Origin of the sequence: Devosia sp. Leaf64, from assembly GCF_001421945.1 — a bacterium.
Taxonomy (GTDB): domain Bacteria; phylum Pseudomonadota; class Alphaproteobacteria; order Rhizobiales; family Devosiaceae; genus Devosia.
Genome location: NZ_LMLO01000024.1, coordinates 426,321 through 450,593 on the forward strand (window position 1 = coordinate 426,321; position 24,273 = coordinate 450,593).

Here is a 24,273-nt window from a genome sequence, read left to right on the forward strand (position 1 = left end):
GTGAACGTGTACGAGCGCAGATATTGGGCGTGATGATCAAATAACGGGCAGGCTTGGACGTGCTAAATATTTGGGATAGAACAAATATTTACGCAATGCTTACCATGAGTTGTTAGACTCAATTGCAGTCCATCGCGCTGTTCCGAGAATTCCATGTCCAAGCCGGAAGTCCCCGCTTCTCCACGCGCCATGCGCATCGTGATGGATGGCATCAGCCGCGAGCTGCATACTTATTCGGTCGGTAATCAGCAGATCGTCAAACAAACCAAACTCCTGGCGGTCAACGCCATTATCGAGGCAGCGCGGGCAGGCGATGCGGGAAAGGGGTTCGCCGTCGTTGCCAATGAAGTACAGCGCCTCGCCGATAGCGCCGCCGATATCGCGGCGCGGTTTCAAGATGTGCTGGCTGGAAGGCTCAGTATGGGCCGGACCATGTCAGGTACGCTTGTTGAGGAAATGGAAGGCGCACGGCTGACTGATCTGGCGCAGACCCTCGTCCAGCTCATCGTCCGCAATCTCTATGAGCGCACGGCGGACGTGCGCTGGTGGGCGACGGACAGAGCGTTCTGGCAGGCGCTGTCGGGTGACGATGCTGCGGCGCGCGATTTTGCCGGTCATCGGCTCGCGGCGATAAACCGCTTCTATTCTGTCTATTCCGATCTGGTGCTGACCGATGCGCGGGGCAGGGTGATCGCCAGCGCCAATGCCGCCTTTTCGCGCAATATCGTTGGCGCGGATTTCTCGCGCGAAACCTGGTTCCGCGAGGCAATGAAAACGCGGGCGGGCGACGAATATGCCGTGGGCGAGGTGATGGAAAGCCCGCACCACGATCGGCGCGAAGTGCTGGTCTATTCGACCGCCGTGCGCAGCAATGGCCGCAATGACGGATCTGCGGTGGGTGCGCTCGGTGTCTATTTCGATTGGCAGGCGCAGGGCCGCTCTATCGTCGAGACCGAAGCCGCCTTGCCGCCCCAGGTCGCCGAACGCACCGAGGTGATGCTGCTCGATGCCAAGGGCCGCGTCATCGCGACCACGCGGCCGCAAAACCGCTTCAGCACATTTTCCCTCCAAAACAAAGGCGCCAAGCGCGGCAGTTATCTCTCGACCAATGGCGATATTGTCGCCTTCGCCCAGACGCTTGGCTATCAGGAATATAATGGCCTCGGCTGGTGGGGCGTCATCGTGCAGCGCACTGAATCCGAAGACGCGCTGAGGCGCCAGCTCGGGATGGACCGGGGCTGAAAGCAGCCATACAGAGCATCATCGCGCGGAATGACAGGTTCGTGCCCGTTGCTCCCGAATGCTGCTTGCCCTACATAGGCGCCAACTCCCGAAACACCGTCGAAGAGGTTCTTCGCCTATGGCCCGCCAGTTCATCTATCACATGCACGGAATGTCGAAGTCCTATGCGGGCGGCAAGAAGGTGCTCGATAACATCCACCTCTCCTTCTACCCCGATGCCAAGATCGGCATTCTCGGGCCGAACGGCTCGGGTAAATCGACGCTGCTCAAGATCATGGCCGGCATCGACACCGAATTTTCTGGCGAAGCCTGGGCGGCCGATGGCGCCAAGGTCGGCTATCTGCCGCAGGAGCCGCAGCTCGATCCCACGCTGAATGTGCTCGGCAACGTCATGATCGGCGTCAAGGAAAAGAAGGCGATCGTCGACCGGTATAACGAGTTGATGATGGAGTACTCGGACGAAACGGCCGACGAAGCCTCCAAGCTCCAGGACCAGATCGACGCGCAGAACCTGTGGGACCTGGAATCGCAGGTCGAAGTGGCAATGGAAGCTCTCGGTTGCCCTCCGGGCGATGCGGAAGTCACCAATCTTTCGGGTGGCGAGAAGCGTCGTGTGGCGCTTTGCGCGCTGCTGCTGTCGAAGCCAGACCTGCTGCTCCTCGACGAACCGACCAACCATCTCGACGCCGAAACCACCGCATGGCTCGAACGCCACCTGCGTGAATTCGAAGGCGCCGTGCTGATCATCACCCACGACCGCTACTTCCTCGACAATGTCACGGGCTGGATTCTCGAGCTCGATCGCGGTCGCGGCGTGCCCTATGAAGGCAATTACTCAGCCTATCTCGACGCCAAGGCCAAGCGCTTTGCGCAGGAAAAGAGCGAGGACGCAGCGCGCGCCAAGGTGCTCGAACGCGAGCGCGAATGGATGGGCCAGAGCCCGCAGGCGCGCCAGTCCAAGTCCAAGGCCCGCCTCAAGGCCTATGACGAACTGGTCAAGATCAACGACGCCCGCACCCAGTCGCATACGGCGCAGATCATCATTCCGCCCGGCGAGCGTCTCGGCCACAACGTCATCGACGTCGAGAACATCTCGAAGTCATTCGGCGATCGCGTGCTGATCGAAAACCTCAGCTTCAAGCTGCCGCCCGGCGGCATTGTCGGCATCATCGGGCCCAATGGCGCGGGCAAGACGACGCTGTTCAAGATGCTGACCGGCCAGGAACAGCCCGATAGCGGTTCAGTCACGGTCGCTGAAAACGTGCACCTCGGCTATGTCGACCAGAGCCGCGATACGCTGAGCGCCAACAAGACCGTTTGGGAAGAAATCTCGGGCGGCGATGAAGTGCTGATGCTCGGCAAGCGCGAAATGAACTCGCGCGCTTACACGTCCACCTTCAATTTCAAAGGTGGCGACCAGCAGCAGAAGGTCGGCAATCTTTCAGGTGGCCAGCGCAATCGCGTGCACCTCGCCAAGATGCTGAAATCGGGGTCAAACGTGCTGCTCCTTGACGAGCCGACCAACGATCTCGACACCGAAACCCTTGCCGCGCTCGAAGAGGCGCTCGAGGAATTCGCCGGCTGCGCCGTGATCATCAGCCACGATCGCATGTTCCTCGATCGCCTCGCGACCCACATGCTGGCCTTTGAAGGCAACAGCCATGTCGAATGGTTCGAAGGCAATTTCCAGGATTACGAAGCCGACAAGGTCCGTCGCCTCGGCGCCGATGCGGTGAACCCGAAGCGGGCAACATACAAGCCGCTGACGCGGTAATGACCAAGAGGCGCGGTGAGAACCGCGCCTTTTTCTTTGGCGCCTGAGGATAATCTTTTATCGTCGGCTGCGCGATTAGGCCAATTTTGTCTTACCGCCGAGACATTTGGGCCGTCCTCCGTCGCTTTCTCGACCCGGCCTGTCTAGTATCCTGCCAATTCATGTCTTGGAGGATTGCCGTGCGTTTCGCATCATTCGCCGCTGCTGCTGCTTTTGTCGTTGCTGCTCCCGTTTTCGCTCAGGCTCAGGATGTTACCCCGCTGGTGACGGCTCAGTGGTTGCTTGAGCATGCGGGCGATGAGAATGTGAAAATCATCGACATCCGTGACGAAATCGAAGGCACCGATCTCGGCGATCTGCCTTATGTGGCGGGTGCGGCGGTGGCGCCTTATGCGAGCTATGGCTGGCGTACCGAAGTGCAGGGCGTGCCCGCGCAGATCCCGCCGCCCGAACTGATCGGCAAACTGATCGGCGATCTCGGCATCGATGGCGACGACCATGTCATCATCCTGCCCTGGGGCACGGATTCGTCTGAGTTCGGCGGTGCGACGCGCGTCTATTGGACTTTCAAATATCTTGGCCACGACGCGGTTTCAATCCTTGATGGCGGTTGGCGCCAGTATGATGCGGCGGGCGGCGAGCGCGTTGCCGAAGCGGCTGTGCCGGCCAAGGCCGAATTCCCGGTCAATGTGCGTCCGGAACTGCGCGCCACGACGCCTGATGTGGAAGCGGCGCTGGCTGCAGGTACCAAGCTGATCGATGGACGTCCGGAAGCGCAGTATCTGGGCCAGTCGAAGAGCCCCGTCGTGCGGATCGAAGGCACGATCCCCGGCGCGATCAACCTGCCGCATTCCAAGCTCTACAGCGCTGAATTTGCGAGCTTTGCGCAGCCTGAAACGGTTGCTGCGCTCGAACAGGCGATAGGCCTTGGCAAGGACGAGAAGAATATCGTCTTCTGCAATACCGGCCACTGGGCGTCGATCGCATGGTTTGCGCTCCATGAAGTCGGCAGTAACAAGAACACAGCCATGTATGATGGCTCGATGGCCGAATGGGCTGCCGATCCGGCCCGTCCGATCCAGTAAGATCGCGACACTTCATCACTGATCGGGATTTGGATGTTGCACCGCAAGGCTGCAGCATCCAAACCTTTTAGACGACCCGAAATAATCGAGAATCATGAGCGATATTTCCGCATCCCTGCCCAAGTTTCTGCCGCCAGCAGCGGTGGATCGATCTCCTCTGTTCATCGCCGGAGCCATGCTGCTTGTCGGCTTTGCCTTCATCACCTGGCAGGTGGATCTGCGTCAGGGCGCGCTGTTCCTGATCGGCGGCGGGCTGGGCGTCGCGCTTTACCATGGCTCGTTCGGCTTTACCGGCGGCTGGAAGCGGATGGTTGTCGAGAAGCGCGGGCGCGGCATGCGTGCGCAGATGCTGACGATCGGCGTTGCAGCGCTCGCCATGATCCCGCTTGTCGCAGCAGGCAATATCGGCGGCCAATCCATGGTCGGCGCGATGGCGCCCGTTGGTGTCTCGGTACTTTTGGGCGCCGGTATTTTTGGCCTTGGCATGCAGCTTGGCGGCGGGTGCGGCTCGGGCACGCTCTTTACTGTCGGCGGCGGCTCGGCGCGCATGCTGGTGACGCTGATCTTTTTTATCATCGGTGCACTGATGGGCACGGCGCATTTGCCGTTTTGGTTGCAGCAGCCGGCGCTGCCCGCGATCAGCCTTGGCGCGGAACTCGGCGTAGGCTTTGCTCTCGCCGTGACGATTGCCGGACTGGCGCTTGTCGCCCTGATTACGGCGCTGATCGAAAAACGCGTCCACGGCTCGATCGAAGCCGAACCGGCGCCAGCGCGGCAGGGTTGGAACTGGGTTCTTTATGGCCCATGGCCGCTGGTGGGGGCAGGGCTGGTGCTGGCGCTTCTCAATATCGCGACGCTGCTCTTGGCCGGGCACCCCTGGTCGATCACCTATGGCTTTGGGCTCTGGGGCGCCAAGATCGCTTCGGCCGTCGGTATTCCGGTCGGCACCTGGGAGTTTTGGACTTGGCCCGCACAGGTGCAGGCGCTCAATTCGAGTGTTTTGGCCGATAGCGTTTCGGTGATGGATTTCGGCCTTGTTCTGGGCGCGGCCTTGGCGGCGGCGGTTGCCGGCAAATTCGCACCAAAGGCCAAGCTGCCGCTCGGGTCCTTGCTCGCCGCAATCATCGGCGGCTTGTTGATGGGTTACGGCGCGCGCCTCTCCTTCGGCTGCAATATCGGGGCGCTTTTCTCCGGTATCGCGACGGGCAGCCTTCATGGCTGGCTGTGGTTCGCTGCGGCCTTTGTCGGCTCGTTCGCGGGTGTGTGGATGCGGCCGGTTTTTGGTCTTGATGGATTTGCCAAGAAATGAGCACGCGCAACACTCTGCTTTTCGGCGCGGCTCTCGCAGTCACTACCGCTGCCGTGGCCTATGATCATGTGACCAATCCTGTGCCGGCGCGACCATCCGCTCAGGTCGCTGCGAGCAGCGGCTCGGCTGCCCCTTGTGCAGCCGGCGCGGCGCCGTGCGCCGCGGGTGCCGTCGCGCCTTGTGCAGCCGGGGCGTCCGCTGCTCCATGCGCTGCGGGGGCGCCGATGAAGGCTGCGCCTCCGCCGCCGCCAGCCGTGCCGCAGGCAACACCGCAGAAGGCGCCGCCGCCACCGCCTCCAGCGCAAAGACCGGTTGCCGAGACGAGCGAACCGGCAAAAGTTGCGCCGCCGCCGCCACCCAAGGTGAAGCCTGAGGGTGAAGAGGCGCCCGAGCTCGTCGTGGACGCAAACTGATGGACAGCGAGAGGGATCGCGCTTTGGCGGAGATCGCCTATTGCGAGAGCACTCTCGCCAAGGGCGGTCTCACCGTTCTCAGTGATCTTTTTCGCGGCGTATCGGACATCTCCGCCTGGGATCATTATCCGCCAGGCGATGTGTTCGATCCCGTCAGCGGGTCGCAGTGGTATTATCATTGTCACCCTGCGGAAGAGGGCTCAAGCGAGCACGGCCACTTTCATTGCTTCATCCGCCCCAAGGGTGCGCAAGGGCCAATCCATCATCTCATCGCCGTCGGCGTCGATCAGAACGGCAAGATGTTGCGGCTCTTCACGGTGAACCAGTGGGTCGTCGGTGACGATTGGGCGGATGCTGTTACCATCGTCGGATTACTCGACCGCTTTGATATGGCCATGCCCAGCCCGTCCTACCTCGTCAATCGCTGGCTGACCGCCGTGCTCGTCGCTTACAAGACGGAGATTGAGGGGCTGCTGAATGAGCGCGATAGAGTCCTTGCGGCGCATCCTAATGCCGATGTGCATAACGATCGCAGTCTTGAAGTCACGTCCTCTTTCAGCGTCTAATTAATCTTGCGCTAGGCGGAACCGCAGCGCGGATTCGGCGTTTCGTCGAATGGCTACGTGGTTTGTGCGTGGCTTTTCTGGGGATGGGGTACACATGGGCGAGGTTGACTACGCACGCATATTCGACGTGCTCCCCAGCCCGTTCATGGTCGTCGATAAAGAACTTCGCTACATCGCGGCAAACCGTGCCTATCTCGAAACAACCGGTCGCAGCTTCGACGAAATCGCTGGGCAAAAGGTTTTCGAACTTTTTCCAAATCCAGGAGAGAGCGGCGATCGCTTAAGGGCATCGATCGATAAGGTCATGGCCACGGGCCAGCCCGATACGCTCGCTTATCTGGCCTATCCCATTTCGCGGAGCTCTGGCGGGGAAGTCGAGAACCGCTATTGGACGGCAGTGCATGTCCCGGTGCTCGATGCCGATGGTTCCGTGAAATACGTGATGCAGAACACGGTCGATGTCACAGAATTCGCGCGCATTCGCGCCGCCGCGACGGTGCCGTTTACCTCGCTCTCCGCCGAGACGCGGTTGATCGAGCGCACGCGCGAAGTCGAAGCGGCCAATGCCGATTTCCGCCGGCTGTTTCAGCAAGCGCCTGCGTTCTTCGCGATTCTGTCCGGGCCCACCCACGTTTTCACCTTTGCATCGGATTCCTACCAACGCCTAGTCGGTGGACGACGCCTTTTGGGCTGTTCTGTCGGCGAGGCGATGCCTGAGGTGCGCGATCAGGGCTTTATCGAATTGCTCGATCGGGTCTTCGTCGAAGGCTATGTGCATCAGGCAGAAGGCGCGCGGCTCATGCTGGTGCGCGACGAGGGCAAAGCGCCAGAGGAGACGTTCCTCGATTTTTCCTATCACCCTATTCGCGATCCCTCGGGCGAGATCACCGGTGTGTTCGTGCAGGGCACGGACCGTACGGAATCCGTGCGTGCGGCACGGCGCCAGCGTCTCTTGATCGATGAGCTCAATCATAGGGTGAACAATACGCTCGCAACCGTGCAGTCGATCGCCGCGCAGACGCTGCGCAGCACCGCCGATACGATCAAAGCGCGGGAAGCGTTTCAGGCGCGCATCCAGGCATTGTCAAAAGCGCACAGCATGCTCAGCGACCGAAGCTGGCACGATACCGAGATCGGCCGGCTCGTCTGTCAGGAACTGAGCGCCTATGAAGGCGCCCAGGTGCACTATGCCGGGCCGGAGCTGGTGGTCAATTCCAAATGCACCATCGCGCTGGCCCTGCTGTTGCATGAGCTGGCGACCAATGCGGCAAAGCACGGTGCGCTTTCCGTGCCCGATGGGGTCGTGGCGGTGTCGTGGCGGGAAGATCCTGAAAAGAATTTGGTTCTGGAGTGGTCCGAAAACGGCGGCCCCGCCGTATCCGCCCCGTCACGTCGTGGCTTCGGATCGCGACTTCTCGACACAGTCGTAACCGGTGAACTTGGCGGGCAACTCGATGTCCGCTATGAGCCCACGGGTATCTTCGCGCGCCTCGTCATTCCGCCGGCCGCCTACATCGCTCAGGAGTTGGCCCTTGGCTAAATTTGCTGGAAGCCGGATATTCGTCGTCGAAGACGAGACGCTGGTCCTCTTCAACCTCGAGGACATACTCACCGATCTCGGCTGCGAAGTAGCCGGGCAGGCCATGCGGCTCGACAAGGCTGTCGAATTGGCAAAGACGGTCGGCGAAGTCGACGCGGCCATTCTCGACGTCAATATCGGCGGGACCACGGTGTTTCCAGCGGCGCAGATCCTCGCGGAGCGGGGCGTGCCACTGCTGTTCGCCACCGGCTATGGCCGCGATGGGCTTCCCGACGAGTGGCAGGGCCATGCCGTTATCGTCAAACCCTATTCGCCGCAGGATGTCGAACGCGCACTCGGACCGCTGCTCGACAAGCAATAGTCGCCTTCGCTTTTACCGTTCGACGCAAAATCCAAGAAAACCCATTGGTTCTGCTGCCATTTCTGCCATAAGCTCGACAGTTAAGGCTCAACGGGCCTTGAAGATCCGGCGTTCTGGGGGAATGCATGAACATCTATTTGACGGGGGTGGCGCTTGCACTTGGCCTTGCCCTCGCGTCACCGTCACTCGCGGCCACCGGCCAATGTTCGCTCACCGGCTTTGGCACCTTCGATTGCGACGTCGAAACCGACGGTAGCGGCCTGACCTTTGGCCTTCCCGATGGGCAGACATTTGCCTTTGCAGCCGTAAGCGAGAACGAAGGCCTTGGCTATCTGATCGCCGCCGATGCCTCTCCGGGTCAACGGCCAGAGGAGCTTGGCGAATTTGCGCCGCTCGCCAATGAGGCTGGTTGCTGGCAGTCCCAGAAGGACGAGACGAAATTCTGCGCCGCGGTGTCGGAATGATCGGCCGGATTGCCTGCGTCCTCGTGGTTCTTGTCGCTGGGGCGACGGGTGCTTTCGCCAAAGACGCGCGCTGTTTCACCACCGATGATGGCGAATATGATTGCGACTTCGAAGCCACCGATGATGCAGGCAGTTTCCGCATTTCCGCCGATGGCAAGCCCACCTTCGAGGTGTTCATCGAGGATGGTCAGGCCTATGCCGGTGCTGTCTTTGCGCCGGGTGGTCGCAGTGTTTCGCTGCCGGGGACTTATTTTCGCTCCGAAGAAGATCCAGCCTGCTGGGTGAGCGATGCGACCGAAACCCAAATCTGTGCGTGGTAATGGACGAATTCAGTATTGAGATCGATGGCGCCGAACTGACCGGCGTCGAGCTTGGTGATGGCCTGCCGGTGGTTTTTCTTCACGCCGGCGTTTGCGACAATCGCATGTGGCACGAACAGATGCGTGTGGCCGCCGAGAGTGGCTGGCACGCGATTGCCTATGATCGGCGCGGCTATGGCGACAGCACCAGCCCCGACGAGCCCTTTAGCCATGTCGACGATCTCGAAGCTCTTCTAGACGCCTTCGACATTCACGCCGCCATTTTTGTCGGCTGTTCGCTCGGCGGTGGCCTCGCCATAGATTTTGCCCTGCGCCATCCCGGCCGCGTCATCGGCCTCGTCTTGATCGGCACATCGGTCACCGGCGCACCATGGAGCGCCACCGAGGAAGAGCGCGCCATCGAGATGGTGGAAGAGGACGCCTGGGAGCGGGGCGATCTAGAGTTCATGAACAAGGTGCAGGCGCATGAGTGGCTCGACGGGCCGCGCGCACAGAGCGGCCGTGTCGGCGGGGAGGCGCGGAAGCTCTTTCTCGATATGAACGCCAAGGCGCTGGCAAAGCCCGAACTGACCCAGATCGCGCGCGAGCCGGAGGCCTGGCCGCGCGTTCAGGAAATCACAGCGCCAACCATGCTGATCGTCGGCGATGAGGATTTCACCGCACTGATCGAGCGGCATGAGCATTTGTCCGAAACCATGCCCAATTCGTTCGCGGCCGTTCTCGAAGGCGCTGCGCACATTCCGAGCATCGAACAGCCCGCCATGATCAACCGCATGCTCGAGGAGTTTCTCGATGCGTTGGCGGGCGATGAAGGCGAATTCGATGTGGATGAAGAGGGCGAGGAGCCGCTGCCGGAATGAATCCGCCCATGCAGCCAACAGATTGAAAGATAAAGAAAAGGCCGGAGTTTTACTCCGGCCTTTTGCGTCAGACGGCGATGATGCCGTCGAGATGTTTATCGATGCCCGGGGTCGGGATGTTGGTCAGGTCCTTGTCCAGTTCGGCGACGATCGTTTTCTTCACATGGTCCGACATCACCTTGCGGAAATTACCGAGTGCGATCGGTGCTGCGGCGACGACGAGGCGGTCGTAGGCGCCTTCGAGGGCCTTTTTATCCAGCACGGCCGCAACGGAGCGCACGAATTCGGCTTCGCGGTGCTGAGCCGGATCGGTCTTGGGCTCCATGGAGGAACGGGCAGAGCCGCCCGACGAATGGCCGCGGCCCGGCTTGTCGCTATCGATGTCCTGGCTCTGGAGCGGTTCGATGGACCAATCGAGCCCCTTGATGGTCGTCAGGCCCTTGCCTGGTCCATGGTGTTCGAGGACGCGGGCCTGGGTGCCATCGGCGATCAAGATCCAGGTGACGGTCTTTTTCATCTGCTGCTCCTGCAAGTATCTGGTGTGATCCGCATTGCACGGACCACTCACCAAACGCAGCCAAACGGCAAAAGGTTGGCGCCTCCGATCAGCAAAGGCGGTTGCTGCGATCACAAACTATGATTGGCGGCTCAGTTATTTGGCTGCTAGGTGTGCCTGGCGCCCAAGTGGGGCGGAGTCCTTCCATGACCTTGCCTGAACAGGCTCCCGAAGTCGCCGCAACTACGGCCGCGCCTTTGGTTGCAGATCCCATCCAGACCCGTAATGGCGTCCTCGCCGCCCTGGCTGCTTACCTCTTCTGGGGTTTCCTGCCGATCCTCTTCCGCGCGCTCGATTCCGTCGGGTCCGTGCTGATCGTTGCGGAGCGCACGCTGTTTTCGCTGGTGCTGCTTGGGATCATTCTTGCGGTAGGTGCGGGATTTAGAGAAGTGCGCCAGCTTCTGACCAACTGGAAGACGCTGCGGATCATCGCGCTTTCGACAGCGCTCCTTGTCGCCAATTGGTTGCTCTATGTTTGGGCGGTCGAGACCGGGCAGGTGCTAGAAGCAAGTTTTGGCTACTTCATCAATCCGTTGGTCAATGTCGCCATCGGCATGATCTTTCTCGGCGAGCGGCAGAACCGGTTGCAGACAATCGCGATCGCAATTGCTGTGGTGGCGATCGGCATCCAAGCGGTTGGGCTCGGGAAATTTCCGTTCATCGCCGTCAGCCTCGCGCTGACCTTTGGGTTTTACGGCTTCTTCCGCAAGACCGCGCCATCGGGTCCGACGTCCGGGCTTTTCGCCGAGACCATGGTCGCCGCGCCGTTTGCACTGGCCTATGTGGCGTTCGATATCGCGACCAAGGGTTTGGGACCGCATGCCGATCCGACCATGATGACGCTGCTGGTGCTGACGGGTCCGGCGACCGCTGTGCCGCTCTTGCTCTTTGCTTATGGGGTGCGCCGCCTGCGTCTAACGACCATCGGCATGTTCCAGTATCTCGCGCCGTCGATCCAGTTTTTGGTGGCGGTCATGCTGTTTGGCGAGCATCTCAACGGCACGCGCCTTGTCAGCTTCGGGCTGATCTGGCTGTCCCTGGCGGTCTTTTCCTATGACAGTTTCCGGCAGCGCGGTGCCAACCGCGCCGCCGCTTAGCGGTCTTAGAACGCCATCTTGGTTGCCGAATCCCAGTGCTCGTCGGCCTTGCCGTCGACGATGCGCCAGGTGTCGTACCAGGTTGTGGTGTATTTCTGGCCCGGATTTGCTGGATCGTCCTCGGTGCGCACTGTGCCGACGGTCACGAGATCGCCCTCGGCCGTCACGAAGACGACCGGTGACTTGATCTTGTCCTCGACCGCAGTCGGCTGAACCTTCAGCGTCTCGGTGAAGAATTTGACGACGCCATCGAGGCCGGAAGCGGCATTGGGATTGTGCTGGATATAGCGTTCGGTGAGCAGATCGCCGGCCTTGTCCCAATTGTTGGCTTCGAGCAGCACGCGGAAGATATCGTAGACCACCTGCTTGTTGGCGTTGAGCTGCGGATCGGTGCTCGTAAAGAGCGCATCCTTGTCGGCGGCTTCCACCACTGCTTCCTGAGCATGGAGTGCGGTTACGCCGGTGATGCTCGTGACGGCCAGGGCAATGGCCATCATGCTGGTTTTCAAATTCATCGTTCTCTCCGTGTCGGCATTGGTCGACCCACGCAGAGAATTAGATATGACGAGGCGCTTCGTTAAGGAGGCACTTTACCGGCTAATAGGAACCTGAGGGTGCGTGCGTGCCGCGCGGATCACCCGGCCGATCTGCTCAAATGTGTCCGTCAGCGGGGTTGCCTCGCGCCAAACCAGAGCCAGTTGCCGCCCGGCCTGCGGGTCGTCGAGCCGGTGGACCGCAATGCGCGGGTCGCTGGCTTCCTTGCGCAGCGCAGTCTGGGGCAGCAGCGTCACGCCCTGACCATTGGCGACGAATTCGACGATCGTCGAGAGCGATGTCGCGGCGAAAGTGCGGGTCGAGCGCCCCCCTTCAAGGCGGCAGGCCGAAATAGTCTGGTCGCGAAAGCAGTGACCCTCGTCGAGCAGTAGAATACGCCCAGGCTCGAGAGCCTCGAGCGAAACGGGCCCATCTGGCATTTCCGACTGCGATGTCGCCAAAACGAATGCATCTTCGAACAGGGGAAAGAGCGTCAGCTTGGGTCCGCCCGGCGGGGGCAGGGAGGCGATCAGCGCCAGGTCCAGCGCGCCGCTCTGCACGCTTTCGAGCATGGCTTCAGTGCGGCTCTCGCTGACGGTGAATTTGATCTGCGGCAGGGCTTCGGTCAGCGCCGGAAAAATCTCCGGCAGCAGATAGGGCGCAACCGTGGGAATGAGCCCGAAGCGGATCGGCCGATCAAGCCGCCCTCCGCGGCGCAAGGCGAAGTCATCGAGCGCTTCTGCAGCAGCTACCGCAGGTTTGGCGCGTTCGATGAAATCGCACCCAAACGGGGTCAGGCGGATGCCTGATTTCAACCGATCGAAAAGCTGTGTCCCGCAAAGCGTTTCGAGCGACAGGATCTGTTGCGAGAGGGCCGGTTGGGAGACGGCGCATTCCTCGGCGGCCTGCCCGAAATGCCCTGTCCGTGCCACAGCCAGCGCGTATTTCATCTGCTTGAGCGTAATCGTCACGATTACTTTTTCCTATCGGTGGAGAAAGAATTATCGATTGGCCGAATGGTTGTCACCTGCTTATAACCCGGTCAGCAGCATAGGAGCCCCCTCATGGACGACACTTTTTCCAATTCTCCCGCCGACGCGTCAGGCGGCAAGTGCCCAGTCGATCATGGTGGTAATGGCGGCAAGGGCCGGGGCGGCGAGGGTCGTGGCCATCGCAACCGCGACTGGTGGCCGACCTCGCTCGATATCGGCATGCTCCACAACAATTCGGACCTGTCGAACCCGATGGGTCCGGACTTCGACTATGCCGAAGAATTCAAGAAACTCGACCTCGCGGCAGTGAAGGCCGACCTCACCGCGCTGATGACCGATTCCAAGGATTGGTGGCCGGCCGACTTCGGGCACTATGGTGGCCTTTTCGTCCGCATGGCCTGGCACAGCGCCGGCACCTATCGCATCACCGACGGCCGTGGCGGCGCCGGCATGGGCCAGCAGCGGTTTGCCCCGCTCAATTCCTGGCCGGACAATGCCAGCCTCGACAAGGCGCGCCGCCTCGTCTGGCCGATCAAGCAGAAATACGGCAACCGGATTTCCTGGGCCGACCTGATGATCCTGACCGGCAACGTTGCCCTTGAATCCATGGGTTTCAAGACCTTTGGTTTCGCCGGTGGCCGTGCCGACGTGTGGGAACCAGAAGAACTCTATTGGGGTCCGGAAGGCACCTGGCTCGGCGATTCCCGTTATTCAGGTGAGCGCCAGCTCGAAGAGCCGCTGGGCGCGGTGCAGATGGGCCTTATCTACGTCAATCCCGAAGGCCCGGCCGGCAATGCCGACCCGATTTCGGCAGCGCGCGACATTCGCGAAACCTTCTCTCGCATGGCGATGAACGACGAAGAAACCGTGGCGCTGATTGCCGGCGGTCATACGTTCGGCAAGACCCATGGCGCGGGTGATCCGTCGCTCGTTGCCGCTGAGCCCGAAGGCGCAGACCTCGAAGACCAGGGCCTTGGCTGGAAAAGCAAGCACGGCACAGGCATCGGCAAGGACGCGATCACCTCGGGTCTCGAAGTCACCTGGACGCAGACGCCAGTTCAGTGGAGCAACTTCTTCTTCGAGAACCTCTTCAAGTATGAGTGGGAACTCTCGGCCAGCCCCGCAGGCGCCAAGCAGTGGATCGCCAAGACTGACGATGCCGTTATCCCCGATGCGTTCGATCCCGCGAAGAAGCATCGCCCCACGATGCTGACGACCGATCTGTCGCTTCGCTTCGACCCGATCTACGAAAAGATCTCGCGCCGCTTCCTCGAAAATCCGGCTGAGTTCGCCGATGCCTTTGCCCGCGCCTGGTTCAAGCTGACCCACCGCGATATGGGCCCCAAGGTCCGCTATCTCGGCCCCGAAGTGCCGGCAGAAGACCTGATCTGGCAGGACGTTATCCCGGCCGTCGATCACCCACTGGTGGATGACGCCGACATCGCTGTGCTGAAGACCAAGATCCTCGACACCGGTCTTTCCGTGTCGGAACTTGTCGGTACAGCCTGGGCCTCCGCTGCCACGTTCCGCGGTTCGGACAAGCGCGGCGGTGCCAATGGCGCGCGCATTCGCCTTGCGCCGCAAAAGGATTGGGAGGTCAACCAGCCGGCCCAGCTCGCCAAGGTTCTTGCCAAGCTCGAAGGCGTGCAGGGCGATTTCAACGCGGCTCAGTCGGGCGGCAAAAAGATCTCGCTGGCCGATCTGATCGTCCTCGCTGGCGGCGTCGGCATCGAAAAGGCGGCGCGTGCGGGTGGCCAGGATATTTCCGTGCCGTTCACGCCGGGTCGCATGGATGCCTCGGAAGAGCAGACGGACGTCCTTTCGTTCCAGGCGCTGCAGCCGCGGGCCGATGGCTTCCGCAACTACTACAACAAGGCCCGCTGCTTCATGCAGCAGGAGGAAGCGCTGGTCGACAAGGCGCAACTTCTCCGCCTCACCGGCCCACAGTTGACGGTTCTCCTTGGCGGCCTCCGCGTCCTTAAGGTTGGCGTGAACGATCATGGCGTCCTCACCGATCGTCCGGAAGTGTTGAGCAACGACTTCTTCCTCAATCTCCTCGGGATGGACACCGTCTGGCAGCCGAAGGCGGGCGAGGAGGGCGTTTACACCGGCCACGACCGCGCCACCGGCACCCAGAAATGGACCGGCACGCGCGTCGATCTGATCTTCGGCTCGCACTCCCAGTTGCGCGCGTTTGCCGAGGTCTATGCTCAGGCTGACTCGGCACCGAAGTTCACCAAGGATTTCGTCACGGCCTGGGTCAAGGTGATGAACGCGGATCGGTTTGACCTCCGCTAAGCCTCTGAAAATCTTCGACGCCCCGGCTTGGTCCGGGGCGTTTTGATTCAGCTTCCGGTAATTTGAATTAATTGCCGGACTTGCCTTTCAGCCATCCCAAGGAGATTTGGCGGCATCGTTTCTACTCATCGTATTTCCCTCCCGGAGAAGAGAATGAGTGGATTCGAGGAAGGGCACCGTGCCGTCGCGAACATTCGCAGGCTGAACGGCGAAAACGGCAAGTCGGAGCGCGACAAGCTGTTCCGCAATATGGCGCGGCTGTTCAGCTACGTTTCCGACCGCTGCGATGACCAGCAGCTTGCCCAATATGACGAGGCGCTCTGTCTTCTCGCCGAACTGGTCGAACTTGAAGCGCGTGCCCATGTCGCGCGCGTTCTCGCCCCGCTCAAGCGCGCGCCGTCGACGGTGGTCTTGAAGCTTGCCAATGACGACATCGAGGTCGCAAGGCCGCTGCTCGAATTCTCCAACGTGCTCTGCGATGATGATCTCATCGACATCATCCAGAATCAATCCGAGGCACACCGCGCCGCTATAGCCGGTCGCGCAGTCGTGGCCGAGCGGGTAGGGGCCGCCATCGTCGAGCACGGCGAAACCGAGTCGGTGCTGCAGCTTGTCCGCAACGCCAAGGCTGAACTCGGACGCGCAACGCTCGAGAAGCTGGTGGCGCTCGCGGCCGACCACGCGGACCTGGCCGAGGATTTGCGCAACCGCTCGGACATCGATTGGAAATCGCTGCGTGGCGAGATCGAGAGTGCTGCGGACAAGGTCCTTGAAACGCTGGCCGAATCCGAGGGTCACTTCGATCCGGTCACCGCCGACAAGATCAATGCCGTTGTCTATAAGCGCATGCGCAATCGCGCCGGCTTCAATTCGCAGGAGTGGAAGCAGGCCTATAATCAGGTGCGCGCCCTCAGCGAACGCCGGCAGCTCGATGATCGGGCTTTGGCCCGGTTTGCCCGCTTTGGTTATGGTCACCACGTTGCGGCATCCATCTCGGTTTTGCTGCGGGTGCAGCCCGAGATCGTCGTCAAATGGCTCGCGAGCCAGGATTATGCCGCTATCACCGTAGCGCTGCGATCTGCCGGCTTTACTGCCGAGCTCTTTACCGCCTTGACCCCCACGCTGCCTTGGCGTGATCTGCCCACGCCCGAGCACGAGGCGATGATGGCGAGCCGGTTCAAGGTGCTCGACGAGGCTGAAGCGCGCAACATATTCGAACTTTGGCGCACGCATGGTTTCCGCCGTCGGAATGCCGCACCCGAGCCGCAAGCACTGTCCGCCTAGCACAAAATCTGCTGGACCCGCCGCACGAACCGGATATAAAGATATCTTTATATCATCCGGAGTTCGTCTGGCGTGTCTAGTCTGGTCAATATCTTGAAGGCTGCGGGGGAGAGCACGCGTTTGCGGCTTCTCTCCTTGCTCGCCGATGGCGACCATTCCGTCAAGGACCTGACGGAAATTCTCGACCAGTCGCAGCCCCGCGTTTCCCGTCACCTCAAGCTTCTGGCCGATGCCGGGCTGGTGCAGCGCCATGCGGAAGGCGCCTGGGCCTATTATGGCCTCGCACCCCACGGCGACGGCGCGGAACTGGCGCGTTGGCTCGTTGCCCGAATCGACCCGACGGACCCCGCCTATAGCCGCGATCGCAACCGGCAGGCGGTGGCTTTAGCTGACCAACAGGCACTGGCAACCGCGTACTTTGCCAAGGTCGCTGATAGCTGGGATCTGTTAAAAACACTCCACGTGCCCGAAGAAGCGGTGGAAGCCGCCTTGCTCGAGGCCATGGCCGGGCGGGTGGTCGATCTGCTGCTCGATCTCGGCACCGGCACCGGGCGCATGCTGGAACTGCTGGCACCGGCCTATAAGCGCGCCATCGGCGTTGATTCGAGCCGGGAAATGCTCGCTGTCGCCCGCTCGCGCCTAGCCGCCGCAGGGCTCGCACATGCTCAGGTGCGCTTGGGCGATATTGGCTCGCTCGATCCATCCGTCGGTCTTGCCGACGTCGTGGTCATCCATCAGGTCCTGCATTATTTCGATGATCCGGGCCGCATGCTGGCTCAGGCGCGACGCATGCTGACGCCGGGCGGCGAAATCCTTATCGTCGACTTCGCGCCCCATGATCTCGAATTTTTGCGCACCGAACACGCCCATCGCCGCCTTGGCCTCTCGCGCGAGCAGATGACGGGCTGGGCCGAAACCACGGGATTAGAGGTTCGATCGGTCCGCGAGTTTCCCAGCAAAAACAAAAAGGACGGCCTGACCGTGTGCCTCTGGCACCTCCAGGACCGCGAGAAAACGGAATAGAGCCATGATTGCCGACGAAAGCCGAGCCAGCCGCCAGACCGCCGACCAGCGTCCGGACCTGCAGATTTCATTCGAGTTCTTCCCGCCCAAGACCGATGCGATGGAAGAAAAGTTCTGGGAATCGATCGGCAAGCTTGCCCCGCTCAAGCCGCGCTTCGTCTCGGTGACCTATGGGGCAGGCGGCTCGACGCGCGAGCGCACGCTGCGCATGGTGCGGCGCATCACGACGGATGCCGGCGTGCCTGCCGCAGCGCATCTCACCTGCGTTGGCGCAACGCGCGATGAAATCAACGAGGTCATCCGCGGCTTTCAGGAGGTCGGTGTCAAGCGCATCGTGGCGCTGCGTGGCGATCCTCCAGAGGGCGTCGGCCAGCCCTTCGTGCCGCATCCCGATGGCTATCAGAACGCGGCCGATCTCGTCGCTGGGATCAAGAAGCTCGGCGATTTCGACATTTCCGTCGCCGCCTATCCCGAAAAGCACCCGCAAAGCCCCAATTGGGAAGCCGATATCGACAATCTCAAGCGCAAGATCGACAACGGTGCCGATCGCGCCATTACGCAGATGTTCTTCCGCAATTCCGATTACCTTCGGTTTGTCGAACGGGCCCGTAAGGCAGGCATCACGGCGCCGATCGTGCCGGGTATCCAGCCGATCCATTCCTTCAAGCAGATCTCGGGTTTCGCGGCCCGGTGCGGGGCATCCATCCCTGATTGGCTGGCCGAGCGGTTCGAAGGGCTCAACGATGATCCGGAGACCCACGCGCTGGTCGCGGCGGCCGTCGCGGCCGAGCAGGTGACCGAGCTTTTGGACGAAGGCGTCACGGAATTTCATTTCTATACGCTAAACCGTTCCAACCTGGTTCTGGCGCTCGCTCGGCTCCTCGGCCGCCGTCCAGACTGATCGTTCAGACGGCGTTCACCTTAAGTCGGGCAATATGTTGTGATGCAGTGGTTCATAAAATGGCCACCAAGTTCGCCTTGAACGGCGAGCAAATCGCGACGGAATTCGGAGCCGTAGAGACTTATGAAACTGGATCGCCGCCTGACCAATGGCCTCGCCTGGGCCGGTGCCCTGCTTGTTATTGGCGTTCCGACCGCCGATTATCTCACGGGATCATTTGGCAATTCCGGCAGGCCGAGCGTTGCCGTCGTTGATGCCGAGGCCGAAGCGCCGGTGGCCAATGTGGCCAAGCCCGCCGCGACGTCGACGACGAAACCGCAGTCTGTTGCCAATGCCGATCCTGTCGGCGGCATGCTGCAATCGGGCAAGCCACTGCCGAGCTATATCACTGGCGGCGACGCGCCTGCATCGCCTGCGAAGCCGGTTGCCGCAACGCCAGCAAAACCTGCTGCAGTGGCGCCTGCGACCCAGCAGCCGAGCCAGCCGGCCCAGGCATCGACGCCGACTGCGACTCCGGCCCGCCCGACGATCACGACGCCAGATCAGCAGGTTGCAGCCTTGCCCGCCAAGACCGCACCAATGCCGATGCCGCTTTCGATGCGTCCGCGCCCTGTTACGGTGCCTTTGGCCTCCAATCAGCCGCTGATCATCGATCAGCCGACCGTGCCGGCAAATTTGCCGCCAGCGAGCCTGCCTCAGGCACAGCAGACGCAGAATGACTTTGTCACCGCGGATGATCTCAACACTTGGGAGTCCGGCCCCCTCTCGGATTTTCTAGCCAACCGCAATCGTCGCAGCACCGCCAATTATACCGTGCAGCAGAACGTGCCGCCCGCCCCTGTTCCTGCATATGGATACGATTCGAACGGCGTCTGGCTCGATCAAGTGCCGCAGGGCGATCGGCCGGTTGGTCGTTATGAGGACGACGTTATCTATCTCCCGTACTGATCTGTCTTAGCCGGTCAGCTTGCATGCAATCGCCGCAATGGACCGGCAATCTGCTTGGGTTTAATATTCGCGCTCGTCGCCGAGGCGGACTCGGCGACAACAAAAGGCAGACCCATGCTGTGCTGCGTACGCAAAGCGGAAGAAAATCGGGATATCTGGCACAAGCTGGCGAGCTTCCTCGGCTCGTTTTCGCAGCGCACCGGCGTTGTCGGTCACATCGCCAATATTCTTGATCCGGACACTTGGCTGCCGGGCGGCCGTGATGCGGCCTTCACTCTGGCCTTGATCGCGCTCTCGGCCAAGATGGCGGTTGCCGATGGTGCCGTGACAGCATCCGAGGTGCGCGCGTTCAACGCGACCGTCGAGATCACCAAGGGCCAGGAGCCGCAGGTCGAACGGCTGTTCAATCTCGCCAAGCAAGATGTCTCGGGCTACGAATCCTACGCCCGAAAGGTGGCCCGGTTTTTCTCGGATTCTCCGGAAACACTCGAGCACGTGCTTGATGGCCTTTTTTTTATCGCGACGGCTGATGGGCTCGTGCATGAGGCCGAGCTCGATTACCTGCGCTCTGTGAGTTCGATCTTTGGCTTCGACGAAGTAAGGTTCGAGCAGATTGCGTCCCAGCACGTCATGCTGGAAGAGGGCGTCGATCCCTATATCGTGCTCGGCCTGTCGCATGATGCGCCGCCCGAAGAGGTGCGCCGGGTTTATCGCCTGCTCGTGGCCGAGCACCACCCCGATCGGCTTATCGCCAAGGGCGTACCCGGCGAGCTGATCGATGTTGCGACAGCGCGCATGGCCGCAATCAACCTTGCCTATCAGGCGATCACCAAGCCAAAGCCCCAGCCGCTGATTGCCTGATCTTCGCGCTTGACGCGGAGCAGGGCGCCCCTCTACATCGGCGCGCCAGTTGACCGGGTGGCCGCTGGCATGAGGGTAACTTCATGCTGGAGGAAAGTCCGGGCTCCTTCGAAACACGGTGACGGCTAACGGCCGCCGGGGGCGACCCCAGGGAAAGTGCCACAGAAAGCAAACCGCCCCGGCATGCCGGGGTAAGGGTGAAAGGGTGCGGTAAGAGCGCACCGGGCCGCTGGCGACAGGGGCCGCACGGTAAACCCCACCGGGAGCAAGACCAAATAGGGATGACGCGGGGCTAGCCCCAGCCGGTTTTGAGGCCATGTCATCCGGGTTGGTTGCACGAGTGGCCTGGCAACAGGCGCCTCAGATGAATGGTCACCACGTCGCGGCAACGCGGCCCTACAGAACCCGGCTTATAGGTCAACTGGCGTTGCCTCTTCCATACATGCCACAGTTTCGCCTCGGGGCTGAACCGGGCTTAATCTACATTGCGCGAAGATTGCAGCGTATTACCGTAAGTTCATGATTTTAATGATCTTTTTCTCTGTCATGCAATGTTCATGCAATGCTGGCGGCGCATTCTCTGTCTCGTGAACAACACACCAACGGAGACCTCCAAATGAAGAAGATCATCGCTCTCGCAATCGCTTCGCTCGTCGTTGCCGGCGTTGCCACCCCGTCCTTCGCCGCCACCTCCGGCCCGAACTGCGTGTTCAAGGACAAGTCGCTCTGCGTCACTGAATCGCTCTCGCCGACCACCGACTACAACTCGTAAGTCCTCACAGCTTCGGCTGACGTGATCTATGCTTCGGGCAATTGCCCGAAACTGTCCGCTGGCGGCTCGATCTTTGGTTTACCATGACCACTTGATCTGGGCCGTCTCGGACAATTTTTCTATTGCCGGTAAGGTTTTAGAAAATTGACGGCCCTAGGTGTGGCTTTAAGTCAAACACGGGTCTAACAACTATGAAAATCGTTCTCGCCACTCTGATCGCCGTTGCCTTCGGTGCCTCTGTTGCCGCGCCGAGCTTTGCTGCGTCGGTGTCGGACCCGAGCAATTGTTATTTCAAGGACGTATCGCTTTGCGCCACCGAGAGTCTATCGCCTACGACGGGCGCTGAACCCGTGAGGATCATCAACGTCGTCTAAGGTCGTTCGACGTCTCATCCTTGGAAGCCCCTCGACGAAAGTCTGGGGGCTTTTCGTTGTGTGCAGGGCAGGGTGCGGCAGGCCTTACTCTTGCACATGACGGATCATCGCTTTATGGCGATGCCTTTGGTTTCCGCCGCATATCCGGCGGCACACGCTGTTGGAGTTGAGCGCGATGCCTCTGGCCACCCCGCATTATCTGATCGACGAAGTTGCGCTGGCGAGAAACCTGGCGCTGATCGACCAACTCCGTGCCGCATCGGGCGCCAAGTGCCTGCTTGCGCTCAAATGCTTTGCGACCTGGGCCGCCTTTCCGCAAATCGCTCCGCACATGGACGGCACGACCTCGTCCTCGCTTAACGAAGTAAAGCTCGGACGCGAGAAGTTCGCTGGCGAAACGCATGCCTATTCGGTCGCGTGGTCCGATGACGAGATCGACGAAGCGATCGCCAATGCCGACAAGATCATCTTCAATTCCTCGTCTCAGCTAAAGCGGTATGCCGATCGCGCGGCGTATCTGCCGATCGGGCTGCGGGTCAATCCCGGCGTCAGCCATTCCCATTTCGATCTCGCCGATCCTGCCCGCGCCTTCAGTCGCCTCGGCGAATGGGATCATGGGCGTATCGAAGCGGCGATGAAAAATGTCTCGGGCTTCATGCTCCACTGCAATTGCGAGAACGACTCGCTTGGAGCCTTTTCGGCTCTGCTGGACGAAATCGAAGCAAAGCTCGGCCACTTCCTCGAGCGGCTTGAGTGGGTCAGCCTCGGTGGCGGCATTCATTTCACCAAGCCCGGCTACCCGATCGAGGAATTGGCCGCGCGGTTGCGCGTTTTCTCTGAGCGCTTCGGCGTCCAGGTCTATCTCGAGCCGGGCGATACCGTCGTGACCGATACCACCTCGCTTGAGGTCAGCGTGCTCGATGTCGTCGACAACGGAAAGGCCATCGCCATTGTCGATAGCGCCGTCGAAGCCCATATGCTGGATCTGCTCGTATATAGACAGGATGCAGCCGTGGCACCAAACGCGGGTGCGCATCGTTACATAATCGCCGGCAAGTCGTGCCTTGCTGGCGATATCTTCGGCGAATTCGATTTTCCGCAACCGCTTGAAGTGGGGAGCCGTATTTCCCTCCTCAATGCGGGTGGCTACACGATGGTGAAAAAGAACTGGTTCAATGGCGTCGCCATGCCAGCCATCGCCATTCGACGAGAAAATGGCGCAGTCGAACTCATTCGCGAGTTCGGTTACGCCGATTACGTCTCCAGCCTCTCCTGATCGGGGCTGGGCAATATCCACCACCAAGAAGGTGTTTCGTGCCAATTGAAAAAGAACATTCTGATCATCGGTGCCGGAGGTGTCGCGCAGGTTGCAGCCGTTAAGGCTGCCATGCACAACGATGTCCTCGGGGATATCAACATTGCCTCCCGCACGCTTGAAAAGTGCGAGGCCATCGTCGCCGGCATCGTCGAGCGCAAGGCTCTGAAGCGCCCGGGGCTGATTGCAGCCCATCAGCTCGACGCCATGGATATCGAGGCGACCAAGGCGCTTATCCGCCAGACTAAGAGCCAGATCGTCCTCAATGCCGGCTCGGCCTTTCTCAACATGTCAGTGCTGCGCGCCAGCATCGAAGCGGGCGTTGCCTATATCGACACGGCCATCCATGAAGACCCGTCCAAGGTCTGCGAGCAGCCGCCCTGGTATGGCAATTACGAGTGGAAGCATCGCGAAACGTGCGAGCGCAAGGGCATTACGGCTATCCTCGGCGCTGGCTTCGATCCGGGCGTCGTCAATGCCTATGCCGCGCTCGCCGCTCAGCACTATTTCGATGCCATCGACTCCATCGACATTATCGATGTGAACGCCGGCAGCCATGGGCGCTATTTTGCGACCAATTTCGATCCCGAGATCAACTTCCGCGAATTCACCGGCACGGTCTGGAGCTGGCAGAACAGCCAGTGGACACCCAACCAGATGTTCGAGGTCAGCCGTGAGGACGATCTGCCGGTGGTCGGCACGCACAAGACCTATCTGACCGGCCACGACGAAGTGCACTCGCTCTCCGCCAATCTCGGCGTGCCGGACATCCGGTTCTGGATGGGCTTTGGCGAGCACTATATCAACGTGTTTACCGTCCTGAAGAATCTGGGGCTGCTATCCGAAAAGCCAGTGGTCACCGCCGAAGGCCAGGAAGTCGTGCCGCTCAAGCTGGTCAAGGCCGTGCTGCCCGATCCAGCCTCGCTCGCGCCCGGCTATAGCGGCAAGACCTTCATCGGCAATCTGATCAAGGGCCATCGCGGCGGCGCTGAGACGGAGATGTTGATCTACAATATCTGCGATCATGAAGAGACCTTCGCCGAAACCGGCAGCCAAGCGATTTCCTATACCGCTGGCGTGCCCGCCATTGCCGCGGCCATGCTCGTCGCGCGTGGCGAGTGGGATTGCCACCACATGGCCAATATCGAAGAACTGCCGCCGGTGCCGTTCCTCGAATTGCTCGAAACCATGGGCCTGCCGACGCGCTTGCGCGATGGGGCTGGGGATCGCAGTTTTGCGGTCGAGAAGCTGCCGGTGCCCAAGAAGGCGCGTCTCGGGGCGTCGTAAGTCACCCCCTCCCAGCCTCCCCCATCAAGGGGGAGGTGCCGCGCCCGCGGCTTTCAGTAGATTTTGCGTCAAACTCGATGTGACACCTCCCCCTTGA

General features: G+C 60.9%; 25 protein-coding genes and 1 other RNA gene. 22 read left to right on the plus strand and 4 right to left on the minus strand.

The genetic code is table 11. The features are described from left to right. Positions 1-153 precede the first annotated feature (153 nt). The 4 genes from ASE94_RS19735 to ASE94_RS19750 all read left to right on the plus strand — a co-directional run bounded on the left by ASE94_RS19735 (position 154) and on the right by ASE94_RS19750 (position 5,410). Complete coding sequence (locus ASE94_RS19735) at positions 154-1,242, plus strand: methyl-accepting chemotaxis protein (RefSeq protein ID WP_062631737.1); 1,089 nt, start codon at positions 154-156, stop codon at positions 1,240-1,242. A 118-nt stretch (positions 1,243-1,360) separates the two neighbouring features. Further along, a complete protein-coding gene (ettA, locus tag ASE94_RS19740) occupies positions 1,361-3,016 on the plus strand; it encodes an energy-dependent translational throttle protein EttA (protein WP_062631738.1) in 1,656 nt (551 codons plus the stop codon). Between the two features lie 179 nt (positions 3,017-3,195). Beyond that, positions 3,196-4,101, plus strand: coding sequence for a sulfurtransferase (locus ASE94_RS19745; protein ID WP_244484227.1), 906 nt, complete (start codon positions 3,196-3,198; stop codon positions 4,099-4,101). A gap of 94 nt (positions 4,102-4,195) precedes the next feature. After that, complete coding sequence (locus tag ASE94_RS19750; RefSeq protein ID WP_062631739.1) at positions 4,196-5,410, plus strand: YeeE/YedE family protein; 1,215 nt, start codon at positions 4,196-4,198, stop codon at positions 5,408-5,410. Positions 5,411-5,510: 100 nt separating this feature from the next. Here the strand turns inward: ASE94_RS19750 and ASE94_RS21295 are convergent, their stop codons facing one another. Further along, the gene (locus ASE94_RS21295) at positions 5,511-5,771 is read right to left on the minus strand and encodes a hypothetical protein (protein ID WP_062631740.1); all 261 of its coding nucleotides are present in this window, start codon (positions 5,769-5,771) and stop codon (positions 5,511-5,513) included. A 51-nt stretch (positions 5,772-5,822) separates the two neighbouring features. Between ASE94_RS21295 and ASE94_RS19760 the strand changes: the two genes are divergently transcribed. From ASE94_RS19760 to ASE94_RS19785, 6 genes are all read left to right on the plus strand, one after another. After that, positions 5,823-6,389 (plus strand): hypothetical protein, encoded by a 567-nt coding sequence (locus ASE94_RS19760; protein ID WP_062631741.1) that lies wholly within the window; start codon positions 5,823-5,825, stop codon positions 6,387-6,389. A gap of 94 nt (positions 6,390-6,483) precedes the next feature. Continuing rightward, on the plus strand, positions 6,484-7,929 hold the full coding sequence (locus ASE94_RS19765; RefSeq protein WP_062631742.1) for a PAS domain-containing protein: 1,446 nt from the start codon (positions 6,484-6,486) through the stop codon (positions 7,927-7,929). Continuing rightward, a complete protein-coding gene (locus ASE94_RS19770; protein ID WP_061910935.1) occupies positions 7,922-8,290 on the plus strand; it encodes a response regulator in 369 nt (122 codons plus the stop codon). The genes ASE94_RS19765 and ASE94_RS19770 overlap by 8 nt, the downstream gene beginning before the upstream one ends. 125 nt (positions 8,291-8,415) lie before the next feature. Next, entirely contained in the window at positions 8,416-8,754 is a 339-nt protein-coding gene (locus tag ASE94_RS19775) for a hypothetical protein (protein ID WP_062631743.1), read from the plus strand. Continuing rightward, positions 8,751-9,074 carry a hypothetical protein gene (locus tag ASE94_RS19780; RefSeq protein ID WP_062631744.1) on the plus strand — a complete coding sequence of 108 codons (324 nt, stop codon included), beginning with the start codon at positions 8,751-8,753 and terminating at the stop codon, positions 9,072-9,074. Before ASE94_RS19775 ends, ASE94_RS19780 begins: the two co-directional genes overlap by 4 nt. Beyond that, positions 9,074-9,934 (plus strand): alpha/beta hydrolase, encoded by an 861-nt coding sequence (locus tag ASE94_RS19785; RefSeq protein WP_061910940.1) that lies wholly within the window; start codon positions 9,074-9,076, stop codon positions 9,932-9,934. Before ASE94_RS19780 ends, ASE94_RS19785 begins: the two co-directional genes overlap by 1 nt. Positions 9,935-10,001: 67 nt before the next feature. Here the strand turns inward: ASE94_RS19785 and ASE94_RS19790 are convergent, their stop codons facing one another. Continuing rightward, positions 10,002-10,451 (minus strand): host attachment protein, encoded by a 450-nt coding sequence (locus ASE94_RS19790; RefSeq protein WP_062631745.1) that lies wholly within the window; start codon positions 10,449-10,451, stop codon positions 10,002-10,004. A 185-nt stretch (positions 10,452-10,636) separates the two neighbouring features. Between ASE94_RS19790 and rarD the strand changes: the two genes are divergently transcribed. Next, entirely contained in the window at positions 10,637-11,587 is a 951-nt protein-coding gene (rarD, locus tag ASE94_RS19795; RefSeq protein WP_082461339.1) for an EamA family transporter RarD, read from the plus strand. A gap of 5 nt (positions 11,588-11,592) precedes the next feature. Here rarD and ASE94_RS19800 read toward each other — a convergent pair whose 3' ends face one another. Together ASE94_RS19800 and ASE94_RS19805 are read right to left on the minus strand one after the other, a co-directional pair. Further along, the gene (locus tag ASE94_RS19800; RefSeq protein ID WP_061910945.1) at positions 11,593-12,102 is read right to left on the minus strand and encodes a nuclear transport factor 2 family protein; all 510 of its coding nucleotides are present in this window, start codon (positions 12,100-12,102) and stop codon (positions 11,593-11,595) included. Between the two features lie 75 nt (positions 12,103-12,177). Beyond that, positions 12,178-13,092 carry a hydrogen peroxide-inducible genes activator gene (locus ASE94_RS19805; protein WP_062631746.1) on the minus strand — a complete coding sequence of 305 codons (915 nt, stop codon included), beginning with the start codon at positions 13,090-13,092 and terminating at the stop codon, positions 12,178-12,180. 93 nt (positions 13,093-13,185) lie between these two features. Here ASE94_RS19805 and katG point away from each other — a divergent pair, with 93 nt between their 5' ends. The 11 genes from katG to ASE94_RS19855 all read left to right on the plus strand — a co-directional run bounded on the left by katG (position 13,186) and on the right by ASE94_RS19855 (position 24,176). Continuing rightward, the gene (gene katG / locus ASE94_RS19810; RefSeq protein WP_062631747.1) at positions 13,186-15,411 is read left to right on the plus strand and encodes a catalase/peroxidase HPI; all 2,226 of its coding nucleotides are present in this window, start codon (positions 13,186-13,188) and stop codon (positions 15,409-15,411) included. A gap of 153 nt (positions 15,412-15,564) precedes the next feature. After that, a complete protein-coding gene (locus tag ASE94_RS19815) occupies positions 15,565-16,695 on the plus strand; it encodes a DUF2336 domain-containing protein (RefSeq protein ID WP_062631748.1) in 1,131 nt (376 codons plus the stop codon). 72 nt (positions 16,696-16,767) lie between these two features. Next, positions 16,768-17,718: a metalloregulator ArsR/SmtB family transcription factor gene (locus ASE94_RS19820; RefSeq protein WP_211200319.1), complete on the plus strand. Its 951-nt coding sequence runs from the start codon at positions 16,768-16,770 to the stop codon at positions 17,716-17,718. 4 nt (positions 17,719-17,722) lie between these two features. Continuing rightward, on the plus strand, positions 17,723-18,619 hold the full coding sequence (metF, locus tag ASE94_RS19825) for a methylenetetrahydrofolate reductase [NAD(P)H] (protein ID WP_062631749.1): 897 nt from the start codon (positions 17,723-17,725) through the stop codon (positions 18,617-18,619). 123 nt (positions 18,620-18,742) lie between these two features. Then, a complete protein-coding gene (locus ASE94_RS19830; RefSeq protein ID WP_062631750.1) occupies positions 18,743-19,567 on the plus strand; it encodes a hypothetical protein in 825 nt (274 codons plus the stop codon). Positions 19,568-19,681: 114 nt separating this feature from the next. Further along, a complete protein-coding gene (locus tag ASE94_RS19835; protein ID WP_061910957.1) occupies positions 19,682-20,428 on the plus strand; it encodes a DnaJ family molecular chaperone in 747 nt (248 codons plus the stop codon). Between the two features lie 45 nt (positions 20,429-20,473). After that, an RNA gene (rnpB, locus tag ASE94_RS19840) (RNase P RNA component class A) lies at positions 20,474-20,857 on the plus strand. 187 nt (positions 20,858-21,044) lie between these two features. After that, entirely contained in the window at positions 21,045-21,200 is a 156-nt protein-coding gene (locus ASE94_RS21085; protein ID WP_156352236.1) for a hypothetical protein, read from the plus strand. Between the two features lie 191 nt (positions 21,201-21,391). After that, positions 21,392-21,574, plus strand: coding sequence for a hypothetical protein (locus ASE94_RS19845; RefSeq protein ID WP_062631751.1), 183 nt, complete (start codon positions 21,392-21,394; stop codon positions 21,572-21,574). 175 nt (positions 21,575-21,749) lie between these two features. Further along, the gene (locus tag ASE94_RS19850; protein ID WP_062631752.1) at positions 21,750-22,850 is read left to right on the plus strand and encodes a carboxynorspermidine decarboxylase; all 1,101 of its coding nucleotides are present in this window, start codon (positions 21,750-21,752) and stop codon (positions 22,848-22,850) included. A 45-nt stretch (positions 22,851-22,895) separates the two neighbouring features. Next, positions 22,896-24,176 (plus strand): saccharopine dehydrogenase family protein, encoded by a 1,281-nt coding sequence (locus ASE94_RS19855; RefSeq protein WP_062631753.1) that lies wholly within the window; start codon positions 22,896-22,898, stop codon positions 24,174-24,176. Positions 24,177-24,273: the final 97 nt, after the last annotated feature.

What these genes read in the sequence shown, in the direction of transcription:
- ASE94_RS19815 (WP_062631748.1), top strand. Translation starts at nt 15,565, where the DNA reads ATGAGTGGATTCGAGGAAGGGCACCGTGCCGTCGCGAACATTCGCAGG.
- ASE94_RS19835 (WP_061910957.1), top strand. Translation starts at nt 19,682, where the DNA reads ATGCTGTGCTGCGTACGCAAAGCGGAAGAAAATCGGGATATCTGGCAC.
- katG (WP_062631747.1), top strand. Translation starts at nt 13,186, where the DNA reads ATGGACGACACTTTTTCCAATTCTCCCGCCGACGCGTCAGGCGGCAAG.
- ettA (WP_062631738.1), top strand. Translation starts at nt 1,361, where the DNA reads ATGGCCCGCCAGTTCATCTATCACATGCACGGAATGTCGAAGTCCTAT.
- ASE94_RS19735 (WP_062631737.1), top strand. Translation starts at nt 154, where the DNA reads ATGTCCAAGCCGGAAGTCCCCGCTTCTCCACGCGCCATGCGCATCGTG.
- ASE94_RS19785 (WP_061910940.1), top strand. Translation starts at nt 9,074, where the DNA reads ATGGACGAATTCAGTATTGAGATCGATGGCGCCGAACTGACCGGCGTC.
- ASE94_RS19760 (WP_062631741.1), top strand. Translation starts at nt 5,823, where the DNA reads ATGGACAGCGAGAGGGATCGCGCTTTGGCGGAGATCGCCTATTGCGAG.
- ASE94_RS19830 (WP_062631750.1), top strand. Translation starts at nt 18,743, where the DNA reads ATGAAACTGGATCGCCGCCTGACCAATGGCCTCGCCTGGGCCGGTGCC.
- ASE94_RS19850 (WP_062631752.1), top strand. Translation starts at nt 21,750, where the DNA reads ATGCCTCTGGCCACCCCGCATTATCTGATCGACGAAGTTGCGCTGGCG.
- ASE94_RS19800 (WP_061910945.1), bottom strand. Translation starts at nt 12,102, where the DNA reads ATGAATTTGAAAACCAGCATGATGGCCATTGCCCTGGCCGTCACGAGC.
- ASE94_RS19780 (WP_062631744.1), top strand. Translation starts at nt 8,751, where the DNA reads ATGATCGGCCGGATTGCCTGCGTCCTCGTGGTTCTTGTCGCTGGGGCG.
- ASE94_RS19765 (WP_062631742.1), top strand. Translation starts at nt 6,484, where the DNA reads ATGGGCGAGGTTGACTACGCACGCATATTCGACGTGCTCCCCAGCCCG.
- ASE94_RS19775 (WP_062631743.1), top strand. Translation starts at nt 8,416, where the DNA reads ATGAACATCTATTTGACGGGGGTGGCGCTTGCACTTGGCCTTGCCCTC.
- rarD (WP_082461339.1), top strand. Translation starts at nt 10,637, where the DNA reads ATGACCTTGCCTGAACAGGCTCCCGAAGTCGCCGCAACTACGGCCGCG.
- metF (WP_062631749.1), top strand. Translation starts at nt 17,723, where the DNA reads ATGATTGCCGACGAAAGCCGAGCCAGCCGCCAGACCGCCGACCAGCGT.
- ASE94_RS19845 (WP_062631751.1), top strand. Translation starts at nt 21,392, where the DNA reads ATGAAAATCGTTCTCGCCACTCTGATCGCCGTTGCCTTCGGTGCCTCT.
- ASE94_RS21085 (WP_156352236.1), top strand. Translation starts at nt 21,045, where the DNA reads ATGAAGAAGATCATCGCTCTCGCAATCGCTTCGCTCGTCGTTGCCGGC.
- ASE94_RS19750 (WP_062631739.1), top strand. Translation starts at nt 4,196, where the DNA reads ATGAGCGATATTTCCGCATCCCTGCCCAAGTTTCTGCCGCCAGCAGCG.
- ASE94_RS19790 (WP_062631745.1), bottom strand. Translation starts at nt 10,451, where the DNA reads ATGAAAAAGACCGTCACCTGGATCTTGATCGCCGATGGCACCCAGGCC.